General features: G+C 41.1%; 16 protein-coding genes. 9 read left to right on the top strand and 7 right to left on the bottom strand.

Annotation, left to right across the window (positions count from 1 at the left end; translation table 11 throughout):
• Positions 1 to 15 precede the first annotated feature (15 nt).
• From EJ103_RS04645 to EJ103_RS04635, 3 genes are all read left to right on the top strand, one after another.
• The gene (locus EJ103_RS04645) at positions 16 to 879 is read left to right on the top strand and encodes a carboxylate/amino acid/amine transporter (RefSeq protein WP_126006296.1); all 864 of its coding nucleotides are present in this window, start codon (positions 16 to 18) and stop codon (positions 877 to 879) included.
• Positions 880 to 934: 55 nt separating this feature from the next.
• Positions 935 to 2,266 carry a glycerophosphodiester phosphodiesterase family protein gene (locus EJ103_RS04640; RefSeq protein WP_126006294.1) on the top strand — a complete coding sequence of 444 codons (1,332 nt, stop codon included), beginning with the start codon at positions 935 to 937 and terminating at the stop codon, positions 2,264 to 2,266.
• 77 nt (positions 2,267 to 2,343) lie between these two features.
• The gene (locus EJ103_RS04635; RefSeq protein WP_121637150.1) at positions 2,344 to 3,078 is read left to right on the top strand and encodes a dienelactone hydrolase family protein; all 735 of its coding nucleotides are present in this window, start codon (positions 2,344 to 2,346) and stop codon (positions 3,076 to 3,078) included.
• 12 nt (positions 3,079 to 3,090) lie between these two features.
• Here the strand turns inward: EJ103_RS04635 and EJ103_RS04630 are convergent, their stop codons facing one another.
• Positions 3,091 to 4,014 carry a LysR family transcriptional regulator gene (locus tag EJ103_RS04630; protein WP_126008720.1) on the bottom strand — a complete coding sequence of 308 codons (924 nt, stop codon included), beginning with the start codon at positions 4,012 to 4,014 and terminating at the stop codon, positions 3,091 to 3,093.
• 164 nt (positions 4,015 to 4,178) lie between these two features.
• Between EJ103_RS04630 and EJ103_RS04625 the strand changes: the two genes are divergently transcribed.
• The 5 genes from EJ103_RS04625 to EJ103_RS04605 all read left to right on the top strand — a co-directional run bounded on the left by EJ103_RS04625 (position 4,179) and on the right by EJ103_RS04605 (position 9,870).
• Positions 4,179 to 4,862: a type 1 glutamine amidotransferase domain-containing protein gene (locus tag EJ103_RS04625; protein ID WP_126006292.1), complete on the top strand. Its 684-nt coding sequence runs from the start codon at positions 4,179 to 4,181 to the stop codon at positions 4,860 to 4,862.
• A gap of 104 nt (positions 4,863 to 4,966) precedes the next feature.
• Positions 4,967 to 5,548, top strand: coding sequence for a rhomboid family intramembrane serine protease (locus tag EJ103_RS04620; RefSeq protein WP_024034245.1), 582 nt, complete (start codon positions 4,967 to 4,969; stop codon positions 5,546 to 5,548).
• 90 nt (positions 5,549 to 5,638) lie between these two features.
• The gene (yghU, locus tag EJ103_RS04615; RefSeq protein ID WP_126006290.1) at positions 5,639 to 6,478 is read left to right on the top strand and encodes a glutathione-dependent disulfide-bond oxidoreductase; all 840 of its coding nucleotides are present in this window, start codon (positions 5,639 to 5,641) and stop codon (positions 6,476 to 6,478) included.
• A 145-nt stretch (positions 6,479 to 6,623) separates the two neighbouring features.
• Positions 6,624 to 8,564: a bifunctional diguanylate cyclase/phosphodiesterase gene (locus tag EJ103_RS04610; RefSeq protein ID WP_126006288.1), complete on the top strand. Its 1,941-nt coding sequence runs from the start codon at positions 6,624 to 6,626 to the stop codon at positions 8,562 to 8,564.
• 4 nt (positions 8,565 to 8,568) lie between these two features.
• Positions 8,569 to 9,870, top strand: a complete 1,302-nt coding sequence (locus EJ103_RS04605; protein ID WP_126006286.1) for an MFS transporter — start codon at positions 8,569 to 8,571, stop codon at positions 9,868 to 9,870.
• A 128-nt stretch (positions 9,871 to 9,998) separates the two neighbouring features.
• On the opposite strand, the gene EJ103_RS04600 is transcribed toward EJ103_RS04605, so the two are convergent.
• On the bottom strand, positions 9,999 to 10,451 hold the full coding sequence (locus EJ103_RS04600) for a hypothetical protein (protein WP_004587402.1): 453 nt from the start codon (positions 10,449 to 10,451) through the stop codon (positions 9,999 to 10,001).
• Positions 10,452 to 10,462: 11 nt separating this feature from the next.
• A complete protein-coding gene (locus EJ103_RS04595; RefSeq protein ID WP_055252984.1) occupies positions 10,463 to 10,738 on the bottom strand; it encodes an EF-hand domain-containing protein in 276 nt (91 codons plus the stop codon).
• 254 nt (positions 10,739 to 10,992) lie between these two features.
• On the opposite strand from EJ103_RS04595, the gene EJ103_RS04590 reads away from it, so the two are divergent.
• Entirely contained in the window at positions 10,993 to 11,847 is an 855-nt protein-coding gene (locus EJ103_RS04590) for a PA4780 family RIO1-like protein kinase (RefSeq protein ID WP_126006284.1), read from the top strand.
• An 18-nt stretch (positions 11,848 to 11,865) separates the two neighbouring features.
• Here EJ103_RS04590 and EJ103_RS04585 read toward each other — a convergent pair whose 3' ends face one another.
• The 4 genes from EJ103_RS04585 to EJ103_RS04570 all read right to left on the bottom strand — a co-directional run bounded on the left by EJ103_RS04585 (position 11,866) and on the right by EJ103_RS04570 (position 16,874).
• Positions 11,866 to 12,540, bottom strand: a complete 675-nt coding sequence (locus EJ103_RS04585) for a response regulator (protein WP_126006282.1) — start codon at positions 12,538 to 12,540, stop codon at positions 11,866 to 11,868.
• Between the two features lie 9 nt (positions 12,541 to 12,549).
• Positions 12,550 to 14,004 (bottom strand): ATP-binding protein, encoded by a 1,455-nt coding sequence (locus EJ103_RS04580; protein ID WP_055252983.1) that lies wholly within the window; start codon positions 14,002 to 14,004, stop codon positions 12,550 to 12,552.
• Positions 14,005 to 14,265: 261 nt separating this feature from the next.
• On the bottom strand, positions 14,266 to 16,194 hold the full coding sequence (locus EJ103_RS04575; protein ID WP_055252982.1) for a prolyl oligopeptidase family serine peptidase: 1,929 nt from the start codon (positions 16,192 to 16,194) through the stop codon (positions 14,266 to 14,268).
• Between the two features lie 71 nt (positions 16,195 to 16,265).
• Positions 16,266 to 16,874 (bottom strand): flavin reductase family protein, encoded by a 609-nt coding sequence (locus tag EJ103_RS04570; RefSeq protein WP_126006280.1) that lies wholly within the window; start codon positions 16,872 to 16,874, stop codon positions 16,266 to 16,268.
• Positions 16,875 to 16,891 lie beyond the last annotated feature (17 nt).

Below are 16,891 nucleotides of genomic sequence, written 5' to 3'. Positions count from 1 at the left end.
TAAAAAACGACAATTATGGGCTATTTATTTGCAGTTACCCTACTTTGGGCTTTTTCATTTAGTTTAATTGGTGTGTACCTAGCAGGCCAAGTTGATGCGTGGTTTAGCGTATTAATACGAGTTGCATTAGCCACATTGGTTTTTTTACCCTTTTTAAAACCTAAACTTACCTCAAAGCCACTCGCACTTAAGCTAATGCTGATAGGCGCTGTGCAACTGGGTGTTATGTACAGCTTTTACTATCACTCCTTTTTATTTTTAAGCGTACCCGAAGTGTTGCTCTTTACCGTTATGACGCCGCTTTATATAACGCTTTTAAACGATGCACTTAATAAGCATTTTAACCCTCGCTTTTTTGCGGTTGCGCTTATTGCCGTACTGGGCGCGGTAGCTATTCGCTGGGAAAGCCTCAATAGTCATTTCATCATCGGTTTATTACTGGTTCAGGGTGCCAATATTAGTTTTGCCACCGGGCAAGTAACTTATAAACGTTTAATGGCCACTAATCAGTTGGATGACAAAACCGTATTTGGTTGGTTTTTTATTGGCGCCTTAGTGGTGGCGAGTGCTTGCTACGCTTTATTTGGCAATACAAGCAAATTGCCGAGTACACCTACCCAATGGAGTATTTTAATATACTTAGGTATTGTAGCCTCGGGCCTTGGTTACTTTTTATGGAACAAAGGGGCAACAAAAGTAAATGTGGGAGCATTAGCCGTTATGAACAACGTGCTTATTCCTGCCGGTATTATTGTTAACGTGCTTATATGGAATAAAAATGCCGACATTATGCGCTTAAGTATGGGGGGGGCAATCATGTTAGCAGCACTGGTAATTAATCAATTGGGGACAAATAAACAGAACGTCACATCCTTGTAGCTAATTTGTCATTGAATGCGATTAGGGTTGAATAAAATAACGTTAAGGAACAAACATGAAACATCTCACCCTAATAACAAGCTCAGTAATACTTGCACTACTGAGCGGCTGCGACGACGATGTCGAAATTGTAGAAAAAGACGTAGTCGTTACCAATACCACTGTTGAGGTTGTTGAAGTACCGACGCCTGTAATTGTTGAAGTTGCAAAAGGCGAGGCGCCTGATATTCAATTAGGTACTCGTGCCGACTACCTTATTAACGATATGGCACAGAGCGATTTAAAAACAAAATTAGAATCGTGTACAGATGGGCCATTTTACCGTACAGATTTTTCTATTGGTCATCGTGGTGCGCCAATGCAATACCCTGAGCATACAAAGGAGTCTTATATAGCTGCGGCGCGTATGGGCGCAGGTATTGTCGAGTGCGATGTAACCTTTACCAGCGACAAAGAGCTCGTGTGTCGCCACTCTCAGTGCGATTTGCACACTACCACCAATATATTAGCCATTCCTGAACTTGCCGCTAAATGCAGTGTGCCTTTTACTCCAGCTAACGCGGCAAGTGGCACGCCTGCCACCGCTAAATGCTGCACAAGCGATATCAGCCTGAGCGAATTTTTAACGCTTGAAGGTAAAATGGATGGCGCCAACACCCGAGCCACTACTATTGCCGAATATATGCAAGGCACGCCCAGCTGGCGCACCGATTTATACGCCACAGGTGGAACATTAGTAACTCATAAACAAAGTATTGAGTTATTTAAAAGCCTGGGTGTAAAAATGACCCCAGAGCTAAAATCGCCGCAAGTTAGCATGCCTTTTGAGGGAATGACACAACAGCAATACGCGCAAAAAATGCTTGATGAATACACGCAATTGGACGTACCAAGCAGTGATGTGTACCCGCAATCGTTTAATCTTGATGATGTGAAATATTGGATAAATAACAACCCCGACTTTGCAAATCAAAGCGTATATTTAGATGGCCGTGACAGCGAAGCGGGCTTTGATCCAAGTAACCCTGCAACGTGGCAACCAAGTATGGAAGAGCTAGTAGCCGATGGCGTTAAAATATTAGCGCCCCCTATTTGGATGATGCTCACCATAGACAACGAAAGTAATATTGTCCCCTCACAATACGCCATTGATGCAAAAGCTGCAGGGCTTGAACTGATAGCATGGAGCCTTGAGCGCTCGGGGCCTCTTAACGAGGGCGGTGGCTACTACTATCAATCAATCGCCGATGTTATCGATAACGATGGCGACATGATGACGGTGGTTGATGTACTCGCGCAGGATGTTGGGGTTATGGGTATATTTTCGGATTGGCCCGCGACCGTAAGCTACTACGCAAGTTGTAATAAAATGCCTGCAAGCATTTAAAAAACCAGTATCAGTGGTCGTTTATTTTTTTGCGCTCAGTTACCATAACCTTATTAATTATTTAACAGAGCGCTTTTATGATAATCCAACACCATAATACCGACCTACCCACCCCAACAGGCTTAATGCGTACTACCGTTTACCGCCCACAAGCAGCTGGCCAATACCCAAGTATTATTTTTTACTCTGAAATTTTTCAGCAAACCGCACCTATTGCGCGCAGCGCTGCTATTTTAGCAAGCCACGGTTTTGTTGTGTTAGTGCCTGAGGTATTTCATGAGCTAAACCCGATTGGTACTGTACTTGCGTACGATGACGCGGGTAAAGATAAAGGCAATGCCGATAAGTGGCAAAAGCCACTTGAGCACCACGACAGCGACACACAAGCACTCATCGACTTTGTACAAAATCAAGATTACTGCACTGGCACAGTAGGCGCCATGGGTGTGTGCATTGGTGGGCATTTAGCTTACAGAGCCGCATTAAACCCACACATAAAAGCTGCATTTTGTTTATACGCCACCGATATTCATAGTGATACCTTAACGGCCAATGCAGGTAACAATTCGTTTGAACGCATGGCTGATATTCAAGGTGAAATACACTTTATTTGGGGTAAGCAAGACCCACATGTACCGCAACAAGGCCGAAGTAAAATTTACCAGCAATGTGTAGCCACGGGTATTAACTACCACTGGCAAGAAGTAAACGCACAGCATGCGTTTATGCGTGATGAGGGCGAGCGTTACGATGCCGCGCTTGCAATTACTATGTACCAACAAGCAGTTGCATTATTTAATCGTACTTTGTAATTAAGTGCGGTTTTACGTGCTTTTTAGCATGCCCAGTGCAGTATGCTGTTTAACAAAATAGGCTTTTAAATAATCAATAAACAACCTGAGCTTTTTGGAGCCTGCCGCCCCAGGTGGAAACACACCATAAAGCTCAATATCTTTTGTTTTATAATCATCAAGAATTATTTCTAACAGCCCTGCTTGCACTTTAGGCCACGCATCATACAACGGAATGCGCCCGAGCCCGTGCCCTGCCTCTACAAACGCGGTACGCGCAGCGGCATTATTGGTGCTTATGCCGCCTTGTAGTATTACATCGTATTTTTTGCCCTCTTTGCTAAGGGTTAATGTTTTATTGCTAAGCTGGTACACCACCCATTTATGCAAGGCTAATTCAGCTGGCGTTTTAGGTTTGCCAAAGTGTTCAAAATACTCAGCTGAGCCACAAATACAGGTACTCATGGTTGTTAGTTTAGTGGCTTGTAAGTTTGAGTCACTTAAAGCGACCCCACGAATAGCAATATCAAAGCCGTTTCTTATTATATCAACCACATCATCGGTTAGTTGCAGGTCTATTTCAATTTTGGGGTATTGGCGTTTAAACGTATTAATTGCAGGCACAATTAGTTGCATGCCTACATTAACAGGGCAGCTAATTTTTAATACTCCTTGTGGCTCACTTTTAATGTTTTCTATTTGCTGATTAGCTGCGTTTGCTTGTTCTGTGATCACTCTACAGCGCTCATAATACGCAATGCCCGCCTCAGTTAGCGCCATAGTGCGGGTTGAGCGATTTAGCAGCGTAACTTCTAATTGCGTTTCTAATTTTTTAAGGTGATAACTTACCACCGCACGCGTTAACCCCAACTGCTTTGCAGCCGCGGTTAAACTGCCCTGCTCGACAATTTGCGCAAATACCACCATGCTTTTAAGTTGCTCAAACGACACTTTCATCACAAACCCACCAATGATTATTCAACTCAATAATTGTATCAATAATTAAACCAATAAAGTTAAATTTATCATCGTTGTTTAAATCCTTTTAAGTGCATATAGTTATTACAACACCTTGGTTAACACCAAGCTTTAATTTACTCACTAATCGAAGGAATATTGTTATGGCTAAAAAAATACTTATGGTACTTACCTCACATTCAGAGCTTGGCAACACAGGCGAAAAAACAGGTTTTTGGGTAGAAGAATTTGCAGCACCTTACTATGCATTTGTTGATGCTGGTGCAGAGGTAACACTTGCATCCCCTGCGGGTGGCCAACCGCCAATTGACCCAACTAGCACGCTTTCTGACTTTGAAACCGATGCAACAAAGCGCTATGACAACGACAGCGCAGCACAAACACTTATGGCAAACACCAAAAAGTTAAGTGAAGTAAACGCCAGCGACTTTGACGCGGTATTTTACCCAGGCGGCCACGGTCCACTTTGGGATTTAGTAGATAACAGCGATTCAATCTCACTTATTGAAAAGTTTGTAGAAGAGCAAAAGCCAGTAGCGGCTGTTTGCCACGCAAGTGCCGCTTTTTTAAATGTTAAAGATGCACAAGGCAATGCGCTGGTAGCTGGTAAAAAAGTAACAGGCTTTACTAACTCAGAAGAAGCTGCCGTGCAATTAACAGACGTAGTGCCATTTTTAGTTGAAGATGAACTAATCAAAAAAGGCGGCGATTATCAAAAAACCGACGACTGGGGCGTATTAGCGCTCGAAGATGGTTTAGTGATTACAGGCCAAAACCCAGCAAGTTCAGAGCTTGCTGCGAAAAAACTATTAACTAAACTAGGTTAAAATAACCCCTGTGCGCGGCGCATAACGCCGCGCTTATTAAATCGCTTTTAATAGCGAAAACATACTCCTATACTGGTACAAAACAATCCTACTAAAGCGTTTATATGCCAACTACCCCATCATCATCTTCACTGATAACCAGTACGCGATTTGCAATATTTAGCGTAGTTTTTATATGCCTAATACTACAAGTGATCAATAGTTTACCTGGCATTACGCTTAATGGTTTAGGTATTTACCCTCGCAGCGTTCAAGGGTTAATCGGCATTTTATGCGCCCCATTTTTACATGGCAGCTGGTGGCACTTTGCTAGCAACATGTTGCCTTTTGCTGTACTTAGCTGGCTAATTTGCCAATACAGTGTAAAACGCTTTTATACCGTGTTTATATTTACTGCGTTAATTGGCGGGCTATTAGTGTGGGCCTTTGGTCGAAGTAGTTTTCATGTTGGATTAAGCGGCGTTATTTATGGTTTATGGGGATTTATACTGTGCTATGGCGTGGTTAGGCGCTCATTTAAGTCTATTGTTATTGCCCTAGTAGTGGCAGTGCTTTACAGCGGATTTATTTGGGGCGTGCTACCACAACGCTTTCATGTCTCGTTCGAGAGTCACCTTTTTGGAGCATTAAGTGGGTTCTTTTTAGGGTATAAACTTGCCAAAGCAGATAAATTAAAAGCACGATAATTTTTTCATTGCCTTTAATTAATTTTTTACGCCCCCAGCTTGTTATCTATGAGTATATAAATTAATTACATTTTTAAATTGAGGTTATTTATGAGTAATGAACACGAATACACGCCGCCTAAAGTTTGGACGTGGGACAGCGAAAGTGGTGGTAAATTTGCTAATATTAACCGCCCTATTGCCGGCGCCACTCATGACAAAACCTTAGACATTGGCAAGCATGCGTTTCAACTTTATTCATTAGCCACGCCTAATGGCCAAAAAGCGACCATTATGTTTGAAGAGTTATTAGAGCTTGGCCTAACCGATGCCGACTACGATGCCTATTTAATTAACATTGGCGAAGGCGACCAATTTGGCTCAGACTTTGTTGATATTAATCCAAACTCTAAAATTCCTGCGCTAATGGATCACTCTACCACGCCACCAACACGCATTTTTGAGTCGGGTTCAATTTTACAATACTTGGCAGAAAAATTTGATGTGCTAATCCCAAAAGATTTTAAAGCCAAGACCGAGTGCCGTAATTGGCTATTTTGGCAAATGGGTTCAGCGCCTTATTTAGGTGGCGGATTTGGTCATTTTTATAGCTACGCACCAACAAAAATGCAATACCCAATAGACCGTTTTACTATGGAAACTAAACGCCAGCTCGATGTATTAAATCGCCACTTAAGTGAAAACGAATACATGGCGGGTAGCGAATACTCTATTGCCGACATTGCCATTTGGCCTTGGTATGGCTCGTTGATGCTTGGAAAATTATACGACGCCGCTGAGTTTTTAGATGTTGCCTCTTACACTCATGTAATGCGCTGGGCAGAGCAAATAGCAAAGCGCCCCGCTGTTAAACGTGGTCAACGTGTTAATCGCACCTGGGGCCCTGAAGAAGAGCAACTTAGCGAACGACATAACGCCAGCGACTTTTAATCTAACAGCCCATAACAAGACATTGTGTTATGGGCATTTTTTTATTTAAAATCTGCATTTCCCTGTCATTAAACTATATTTATTATTGTGTTTTTATAAAATCTAACCTGCTTTACCCGCATTACTTTTCATAAGGCTTTAATGAGTGCAATATAAAAATTTAAATAGTGATGAACGCAGAGAAGCCGTAAAACTTTTATATTCTAATGCTTTATCTGGCATTGGTGTTTCGGCGTTAGTTAGCTTTGTACTTGTATTTGCATTTGACCTAACGGATGAGAGAACAAATCAAGAAAAAATAATTTGGCTTTTTTTCATGCTGGTTGTTTTAGCAGCAAGGCTAATGGATGTTATTTACTTTAACTACACCAAAGGAGTTAACCAGCCTTTTAATGCAAATAGCTTTTTAAAACGCTTTTCGGTGGGGTGTATAGCGACCGCGATTTCGTGGTCATGTTACGCACTGTGGTTTCATAAAAGCTCATCCACCGTTGAAATTACCACCACAATAGCTATTTTGTCGGCATTTGCTGGAGGCTCAGCCAATTTGCTCTCGGGTAGTCGCTTTACCTCGGTGTGTTACAGCATTATTTTATTAATGCCTTACTCTATAGTACTAACCTTATCTGATGACTATTACCACTATGTATTAGGTTTTTTAGGCATTACTTTTTCGGCAATTATGGTCGCCTCTTCTTATAAGTCGGCCACGTTTACCCAAAAGGCCATAAAATTACGAAATCAAAACCGCGAACTACTTAACGAAATGGAAAGTAAAGTAGAAACACGCACAGAAGAAATTTACCGTTTATCAAATACTGACCCGCTAACAAGCTTGTTAAACCGCACCGCTTTTTTAAAAGTGGCAAATAAACAACTGGCAGATCACCCCGAGGAAAAACTCGCTTTACTGTTTGTAGACCTAGATGGCTTTAAGCAAATTAATGACTCTATGGGTCATAAAGTTGGCGACCAAGTACTTAAAGAAATAGCCGAGCGACTCACTAACGTTTGCACCCGCCACTTATACAAATGCCGCTGGGGCGGAGATGAATTTTTAATTTTAACAACCTATGAAGATGAACAAGACTTATTTGATTTTGCCAAAAAGGTTATTAAAAGCATTCGTGCCGAGCATGAACGATACAAATACCAAAGCTGGGTATCTGCCACTATTGGCATAGCGTTATTTCCTGAGCATGAGGGTAATTTAAGCGCGTTAATTCGTTCAGCAGATTTAGCAATGTACCATCAAAAACGTATTGCCAAAGGCTGCGTAAATATCTACAACAATGACTTAAAGCGCCAACAAGAGCGTGAACAATTGCTCAGCAAGCGCTTGGCAAGTGCAATAAAAGACAACGGCTTGCGGTTAGTGTTTCAGCCTATTGTGGATAGCCAAACAGCGAAGGTGACCTCGTTTGAGTCACTTTTACGCTGGCAATTAAATGACGAAGCGATATTTCCTGATGAATTTATTGCCATTGCCGAGCAATACAACCTCATAACCGAACTTGGCTTATGGGTTATTGAGCAAGCGTGTGTGCAAGCTTGCACGTTTAAAAACGTACACCCCCCTATTGCTGTGAGCGTTAATGTATCTGTAATACAACTTCAAGACCCTGATTTTGTCACTAAGGTTGTAAATATCGTTGATCAATACGGTGTAAAGCCAGAAAACCTGCACCTTGAAATCACTGAATCTGTGTTTGCTGAGGATAAGCTCACCTTTTTAGCAGCAGTAAAAGAACTGCAAAAACAAGGGTTTTGTATTTCTATTGACGACTTTGGTACTGGGTACTCATCCTTGTCGAGCATGTTAGATATTGGTGTAGACATAGTAAAAATAGATAAAAGTTTCATTCAAAATATGGATAAGCGAGGCTTAAGTATAATTCATGCGATTGTGCAAATGGCCTCAACACTTGATTTTATAGTAGTCGCTGAAGGTGTAGAAACCCTAGAGCAAGCCAACATGTTAAAAGAAATTGGCGTGTCTCATCTACAAGGTTATTACTTTTCTAAACCTATGGAACAACACTTTGTAGATTCGTACCTCAAAGAGCAAAACAAATTGTGTAGCTAGCAGTATGAAAAAACTCACTAAAGAGCAAGTCTATAAACGCCTTAACAACGATGAAGACGCACGTGCCTGTAAAGACATAAACGAAGATGACTGCAAAGAAGTGGCCGGTAACTTTATTCTTTTATTAACAAGTCAGCTTTTTAGTAAATTTGCCGATGCCCTCCTCAACCCTAAAGTCACTCTGCCTTGGTTAATGCAAAGCTTAAACGTACCAAGCGCGTTTATAGCGTGGCTGGTGCCTATAAGAGAATCGGGCTCTTTATTACCACAATTAGCGATAGCCAATATTATCCGTAAACTCTCAGTAAGAAAGTGGGTATGGGTTTGTGGTGCATTTGCCCAAGCGGTATGTATTGGCGCTATGGTTGGTGTTTCATTTGTGCTAGAAGGCGCTCAGGCTGGCTATGCAATTTTAGCCCTGCTGGTGCTCTTTAGCCTCGCCCGCGGGTTTAACTCTATTGCCGCTAAAGATGTATTAGGTAAAGTTATTCCTAAAAAAAAGCGGGGCAATATTAGTGGCCTAGCGGCAAGTATTGCCGGCTTTGCAACACTCACTTTTGGTTTAATGATGTGGTTTTTTTCGGGGCAAAAAGAGCAAAATACGGTATTAATTGCGCTGTGTTTAGGCGCCGTTTTGTGGGTTGTTGCTGCACTTTTTTATAGCCGCATAAACGAATACAAAGGGGCGACACAAGGCGGTAAAAATGGCTTTTTAAATGCGCTAAGTAAATTAAAGCTGCTTTATCAAGATAAACAATTTGCACACTTTGTAATTACCCGCGCCTTTTTACTTTGCTCAGCCCTAAGCGCGCCTTTTTATATTATTTTAGCAAGCTATCAGCAGTTTGAATTTTCATTATTGGCAGTATTTTTAGCCGTGTCTGGCTTAGCAAGTTTAATTTCTGGGCCAATATGGGGAAGACTCAGCGACTTTTCTAGCCAAAAAGTGCTTGTGATCAGTGCGTTACTTGTCACCATAAACGGCGTGAGTGTGTTTGTAATAGCCACATGGTATAGCCAGCTGTTTGAATATGCTTGGGTAATACCTGGTTTTTATTTTTTGCTTTGCATTGCTCATCAAGGCGTACGGCTCGGGCGTAAAACCTATTTAGTAGATATGGCACAAGGCAATAAACGCACTGATTACGTGTCGGTTAGTAATACTGTAATTGGCATTTTGCTTTTAATGTTAGGCAGTATAGGGCTTTTAGAAGCATTTTTATCAACCGCACAGCTTATTCTGCTGTATAGCCTGCTCGGTTTGTTAGGTGCTATTAGCGCGATTTTTTTGCCTCAAGCGGAGTAATACCAATGCGCAATAATACGTGACCAATTAAGCGAATTGGTATATTAAAAAAGCCCAACAAAATAATTGCCGGGCTTTGGACTTAAGACCTAAGGATAAACAGTCAGCTTTACCTCAAGTTATAACACCTAAGCAGTTACATTTAGCAGTGAATCACCTTCACTTAAACCAAATTTTTCTTGTACCGATGAAAGAATTGATTCTTTATCTTCATCAGATAGCTGGCTTGAATACTCAGTTAATAACTCATCTAAGTAGCTAACCACTTCGTCAGTATCAACAGATTCTAGCGAGTTTTGCGGCGGCGGTGGCGGGCGCTGCCCTTCAGGGCGTCCTGCATCGCCAATACTTTTAGCGTCAAAATCAAGTTCGCTCATTAAATCAGCCAACTCTTTTGTAGGCGAGATCCCCTGCTCTTCAAATGCGGCTTGAATACTTTGCGCATCTTCCGTACTTAGGTTTTGTGCATCAAATTCTGCAAGTGTTTCTTTAACAAACTCAGTTTGCTCTGAAGTTAAAGCGCTTACTTGGCTAGATTGTTGAGTCATAAAACTCGCTGAACTACCAATACTGTTGATCATATTTATCTCCCTTAACGTGAGCGGCGTGGTGGCTTGTGTTCACTTAATTCTTGTTCGCTAATTTCGCCATTCCCATCGGCATCTATTTCGTCAAAAATAGTTTGCGCATCGCCTTGCGGTGGCGCACTTTCGCTAAATTCTGCAAGGCTAATCACACCGTCACCATCTGCATCTATGCTTGAAAAGTCAGGTTTAGGTGGTGGGTTATCACCGCCTCTGGCTGCAACATTGGCTGAAAAAGCCATTGATAATAATGCAGCAACGGCAAAAGTAGAAAAATGCTTCATCGTGGTCACCTTGGGTTAAATATTAATAAAGGGTATGAATATAAAGTACGCTTAAAAAACGCAAACATTGTGCAAACAATAAGGAAATAAAAATAAATCCGATTTTTATCATGTTATTTTTACCTTATTCGGTATTTCGGTTATTGTGATAACTAATTACTTAAAACCACTTTCAACACCTGTTTTGAGAGCTAACATACTAAGGACTTATTAACATACATGTTTAATCTTCCAATTTTTCTAGTTGTATCGCAGTGAAAATACCTAAACGCCTCCAGCCACTCGTTGATGATGGCCTAATTGATGAAGTGATAAGCCGCTTAATGAGCGGTAAAGAAGCGGATGTATTTGTGGTGCGCAGCGGTGGCGAAATTCGCTGTGCTAAAGTCTACAAAGATGCCGTTAAACGCAGCTTTAAAAAGGCAGCTCAGTATCAAGAAGGCCGAAAAGTAAGAGGCGGACGCCAAGCCCGCGCCATGGGTAAACGCTCCAGTTATGGGCGGCAACTAGAAGAAGAAATTTGGCAAAATGCAGAAGTAGACGCGCTTTCACGTTTATCACGCGCTGGCGTCAGAGTTCCTGATACTTATTACTGTATTGATGGCGTGTTGTTAATGGAGCTTGTGTGCGATGAAGACGGTGATGTTGCTCCACAGTTAGGGCATGTGACCCTTACACATCAAGACGCTATTGAGCAGTACAGTATGATGGTTCATTATATTAAATTAATGCTGTGCGCTGGTATTATCCACGGTGACTTATCAGAATTTAACGTACTTGTTGATAGTAAAGGGCCTGTAATTATTGACCTTCCACAAGCTGTAAACGCCGCAGCCAATAACAGTGCGCAAGCAATGTTTACGCGCGATGTAAACAATATACGCCGTTATTATGCGCAGTTTGCACCTAGCCTATTAAACACTCATTACGCTAAAGAAATGTGGGCACTGTTTGAAGAGGCCAGCTTAACGCCAAACACTGTGCTCAGCGGAGAATTTGAAGACAGTAATGAATCTGCAGATGTAGATGCGGTACTCGATGAAATACAAGCGGCCGAATACGAAGAGTTCGACCGTTTAGAGCGTATTAAAAACGCTGACGATGAGTAAAACTGCGCTCACGTTTAGCTATTGAGGATGAACAAACCGATAGCCCACACCGTAAACCGACTGAATAACGCTGTCGGTTTGCGTTACTTCATCAAGCTTTTTACGTAACTTTTTTATGTGGCTGTCTATAGTACGGTGGCTAACTATACGTTGGTCTGCGTACATGGTGTCCATTAAGCTATCGCGTGAATAGATTCTGTTAGGGTTGGAATACAAGGGCTTAAATAGCTGAAATTCAAAATTAGTAAGTTCTATACTGCTATTTTTATAGTTTACACTGTAAGTACTTTCATCCAGTGTCATGGCATTATTTACCGGCTCTTTTGTGGTATTAACACGCCTTAAAATTGCTTTTACTCGCGCCACCAGCTCAGCATAACTAAACGGTTTGCAAATGTAGTCATCGGCGCCCAGTTCAAGTCCGAGTAACCGGTCAATCTCCTCTACCTTTGCCGAAACAATAATAATGGGCACATTAGAGAACTTTCTTATCGCTTTGCACAGCTCTATACCGCTTTGCCCTGGCAACATAATATCTAATAAAATAACACTTGGCTTATTACTTTCAAGCCAGCTAAGTACTTCATCACCATGATGAATAAGGTGCGTTTGATAATGATGACTTGTTAAAAAGTCGCTCATTAAATTGGCAAGTTTTATTTCATCTTCAACAATGAGTATTTGCTCACTCATATTTATCCTCTACTGAACTAATAAGGGTAATTTAATAACAATGCCAAGCCCGCCAATACTGGCTTTTACGGCTGATATTTCGCCATTATGACCTTTAACAATATGCTGACAAATAGACAAACCTAAACCAGAGCCACCCTCTTGGCGATTGCGAGAGCTGTCTACACGGTATAAATATTCAAACAAGTGCGATAAATGCGTTTGCTCAACGCCTATCCCGTTGTCCTCTATTATAAGCTCTAAATAGGCTTGGCCTTTAATATTTACGTTATTGGCACTTAAAGAAATAGTTGAGCACTGGGCATAATGCACCGCATTCATTAAGATATTATCTAGTAATTGCAGTATACGTGTTTTATCTGCGTTTACTGTGGTGTTGTTAGCACTATTAAGAAGGTAAAAATTAATAGCGTGCTGCTCAAAAATAACGTGATACTTCTGCTCTATGGAGTTAAGTAAAAAGCCTACGTCGGTAGGTTGCATGGTGTAATGCATGCCGCCTAGTTCTGCGCTGTTTAACATGTGTAGGTCGTCAATCAAGCGCTTTAAATGCAGCGCTTCATCGTTAGCAGAACTAATATTTTTATTGTTTGGTTCACGTATCCCAAGCAACATAGCTTCGAGCTCACCGAGTAAAATGCTCATGGGCGTTCTTAGTTCATGAGAAATATTAGCTAACCAGCGTTTACGTACTTGCTCATCTTTAGCGAGCGTAAAGGCCAAGGTGTTAAAATCTTCACTAAGCTGGCCCAGCTCGTCTTTTCTATCTAATAAAAGCTTTGTGCTGTACTGCCCTTTGGTTAGCTTATGCATACCACTGGCAATTTGCTTTACAGGGCCAACTAAATGCCTTGCCAGTAAAAAAGACAACAGTAAGGTAAGTAGCCCTGCGGTTAACGCAATAAGCCATAAATAGTTAGTTTGTTGCTTTAAAAAATCCAGCTCGTACCCATCTGCTAGGCTTTTTCTTTTTGAAACAGCAAGGTAAGCAATTGTTTTACCTTCAAGCTCTATGGGCGTTTTAATGTACTTTAAATCCTCAAATAATTTACCAAAAATACGCTGCTGGTTTTCATCAAGTAGTGCATAGTGCGCGGCATGCTCGGGCGGTGGGCGACGATCTCGTTGCGCCATATGCTGTGGGGGTCTGGGTCTGCGTTCACCGCGAATTTCTGGGCGCTGTGGCATATCGCGTAAACTAGGTAAAAACTGGCTTGATTGCAATTGCGATTCAACCAACCTTAAAAAGCGCTGATCGTTACCTATAATTTTATCCCACGAGGGAGTTTGCGCGTATTTATTAGCCAGCTGTACCGCTAATGGCTCTAATGCTTTTACTTCTTTGGCGTTTACAAAATCAATAATACCTTGGCCAATACTGTACTGAATAAGCACAACTAGCCCCGCAATAATGCTAAAGGTGAAGCTAAATAATATTAAAAAAAGTTTGTTATGAATTTTCATTTATTTTTTATAAACCTGACTCTAAAAGCATTTGAGCTGTTATTTATAGCGTATTTTTTACTGCTAAAACGTATTATTAAAAGCTCTAAGCACTTTAAAGAATAGTCTGTAATACCAATTGTATTAATTGCGTGTTCTATTATAGCGACTTATAAATAGCGCCTTTAATAACAACGTATAACGTTAACAAGTAAAAGTGCAAACAATGTGCATTATATAAAAAATTACGCTCAAAAAAGGCGACCTAAGTCGCCTTTGTTATTAATCGTTTTTTAAATGCTTATCAAAAAAATCGAGAAACGCTTGTAACGTTTTAATTCTATGCGGCTGATAAGACAAGTAATGATCGCCATCTTCTAGCTCAATGTAAGTAACATCTTTATCTTCGTCATCTAGTTCATCTTCCATTTCTCTACTATGGTAAATAGGGACAACACTGTCGTCGCTACCATGCACAAGTAAAACAGGTTTGTTGATTGATTTAGCAAAATTGACCGGCGAATTGGCCTCTAGCTTATCGCTATTTGTTCCAAACTGTTTTCGTACTATGTCTTTATTTGTAAAGTGTCGGGCTTTACTCACAATATGCTCAAGGTCAGTTACCCCTGCAAAACTTGCCGCACATTTAAATGTTTCAGGGTGTTTAATAACAGCCATTAAGGCGGCGTATCCACCGTAGCTTGCGCCACCAATACAAATTTTATCTGGCTGAGCAATCCCTTGGTCTATTAACCAGTTAGCTCCATCTTGTAAGTCATCTTGCATGGCTAAACCAAAACCTTGGATCGACTGCATTAAAAAGTCATAACCATAACCACTTGAGCCACGAAAGTTAGGCTGTAACACGGCATAACCATTATATGCCAGTAGCGCAGTCCAATAGTCAAAGCCTGCATAGTCTCGCGCCATAGGCCCACCATGTGGAAATATAATAGTGGGTAACTTATCGCCTTTCTCATAGCCAACAGGCAGCGTTAAGTAGCCTTCTATAATAAGCCCGTCACGTGCTTTATAGCTAATGCGCTCTTTACCGGCGTATACGCTTTCGTTAATGTGTGGGTAAACGTCTGCAAAAAATGTTAAATCACCTCGCTTTCTGTCACCTAACATATAGGCGCCTGATGTTTTATCTGAGCTGACATAAAGTACATATTTTTGCTGATCGTCGCTGGTGCTAACAATATCCATTTCAAATGAATCTTTAGGTAATGATGCTCGTAAAGAGCGATGTAGCTTGTCTAAGTCTTCATCCCAATACGCAATACCATCTTCTAAATGCGAATGCGTAAAGCCTGCCACTTCGCCAGTTTTACGTGAGTAAAAAATATCGCCATCGACATCATACTTGTCGTCGCTAAAAATGAGCTCACGTTTGTTAGTTGTTAGATTAAGCTTAAATAATGCATCACGCCCTTCATGGAGCGCAGTGATGTATAAAAAGTTAGGATCTTTATCAAAGCCAAGTATCGAAATGCTTTGCTCACTAAATACTTCGTAGCTAAATAGTGTTTGCCACGACTCATTTTGCTCATTGTACAGCTCGTAAGTAAATTGTGTTTCATCCATTTTTTTAGCAATACGAACCTTGCCTTGTCTATCAGCAAACCAACTGGTTACATCTGCACGAGCACGTTGTATTTGTTTTTTGCGTAAAGTGGTTAGGTCAAGTTCATACACAGCTGGGGTATTGGCTATTTTAAAATCGCCCTGCACGAGTATTTTATTTTCTTGCTCCGGTAAAAAGCTAATAATTCGGTCAGAAAACTGAGGCTGCTTTTCATCACGCGTGTTGTTTGCTCTAAACGCCAGTTTTATTCCTTTATCATCATTTAGATTATACGAATACATTAATGTAGACGCATACTTAACCCCACCAAATTGATATTTAATGTATCGTGCGCCCAATAACAACACATCATTATTTGCCCAACTAAACCAGTCAAAAAATACAGTGTGGTTATCCGATTTAATAATCGGCTTGCCCTTGCCTGTTGTAAGGCTTTGCACCATTAAAACTAAATCGCCATCAAGGTTTCTAACATACGCAATGTTATTTCCATCTGGTGAGAGCTTAACTTGGCTTATGCTTTTTAAGCCTGCAAACGCTTCTATGGGTAGCTTTTTATCAGAGGCTGATAGGCAGCTAAAACTAAGTAGGGCAAATACTAAAGTGAGGTAAAGTTTAGACATTCAATATCCATTTGTTTTTATAAGTAACGCTTAATGAGTTAACAGTAAGTGTATAAAGTTAATCTGTTATTTTACAATTGTGGCCGCTTTAGTACAAATTTATCTTTAGTAGAGCTAAAGTAGTCTCCACCCATTTTACCTACGCTGTTTAATCGCGTGGGATCTATATAGCCATTCACTAACACGTTATCGTCAATATAAATTCCCACCACGTTGAGTAGCATAACCTTGCCGCCACCGGGTTCGTCGCTTATCTGAATAACGTCTCTTAAGGTGCACTCGTATCTTACTTTAGCCGCTGCGGCGCCTGGGGATGTTACGTGTGTACTGGCGATTGTTTCAATATTTGCCGCCTCAAATTCACTCACATTATGTGGATAATTAGCGCAGCTTTGATTCATTTTTTCTACTAGCTCTTCACTAACAATATTAACCACGCAGTTGTTAGTGGCTTGAAGGTTTAAAAGCGTGTCTTTATTGGCTTTGTCGCGTGGGTTTACTTGGGTCACGCTCAGCACTGGCGGGTTACAACTGGCCACTGTAAAAAAAGAGAACGGGGCAATATTAGCAATTCCCTCCTTACTAAGTGTGCTTACCCAAGCAATAGGCCGTGGGCTAATACCCCCCACTAAATACGAGTAAACATTGTGCTGCGTGTTTTGTTTTAAATCTAAAAACATAATTTTCCTTTATACGT

This window comes from Pseudoalteromonas sp. Xi13, assembly GCF_003952205.1.
Classification (GTDB): Bacteria; Pseudomonadota; Gammaproteobacteria; order Enterobacterales; family Alteromonadaceae; genus Pseudoalteromonas; species Pseudoalteromonas atlantica.
Note: the sequence above shows the minus strand (reverse complement) of the source record. Positions and strands in the feature narration are given on the sequence as shown.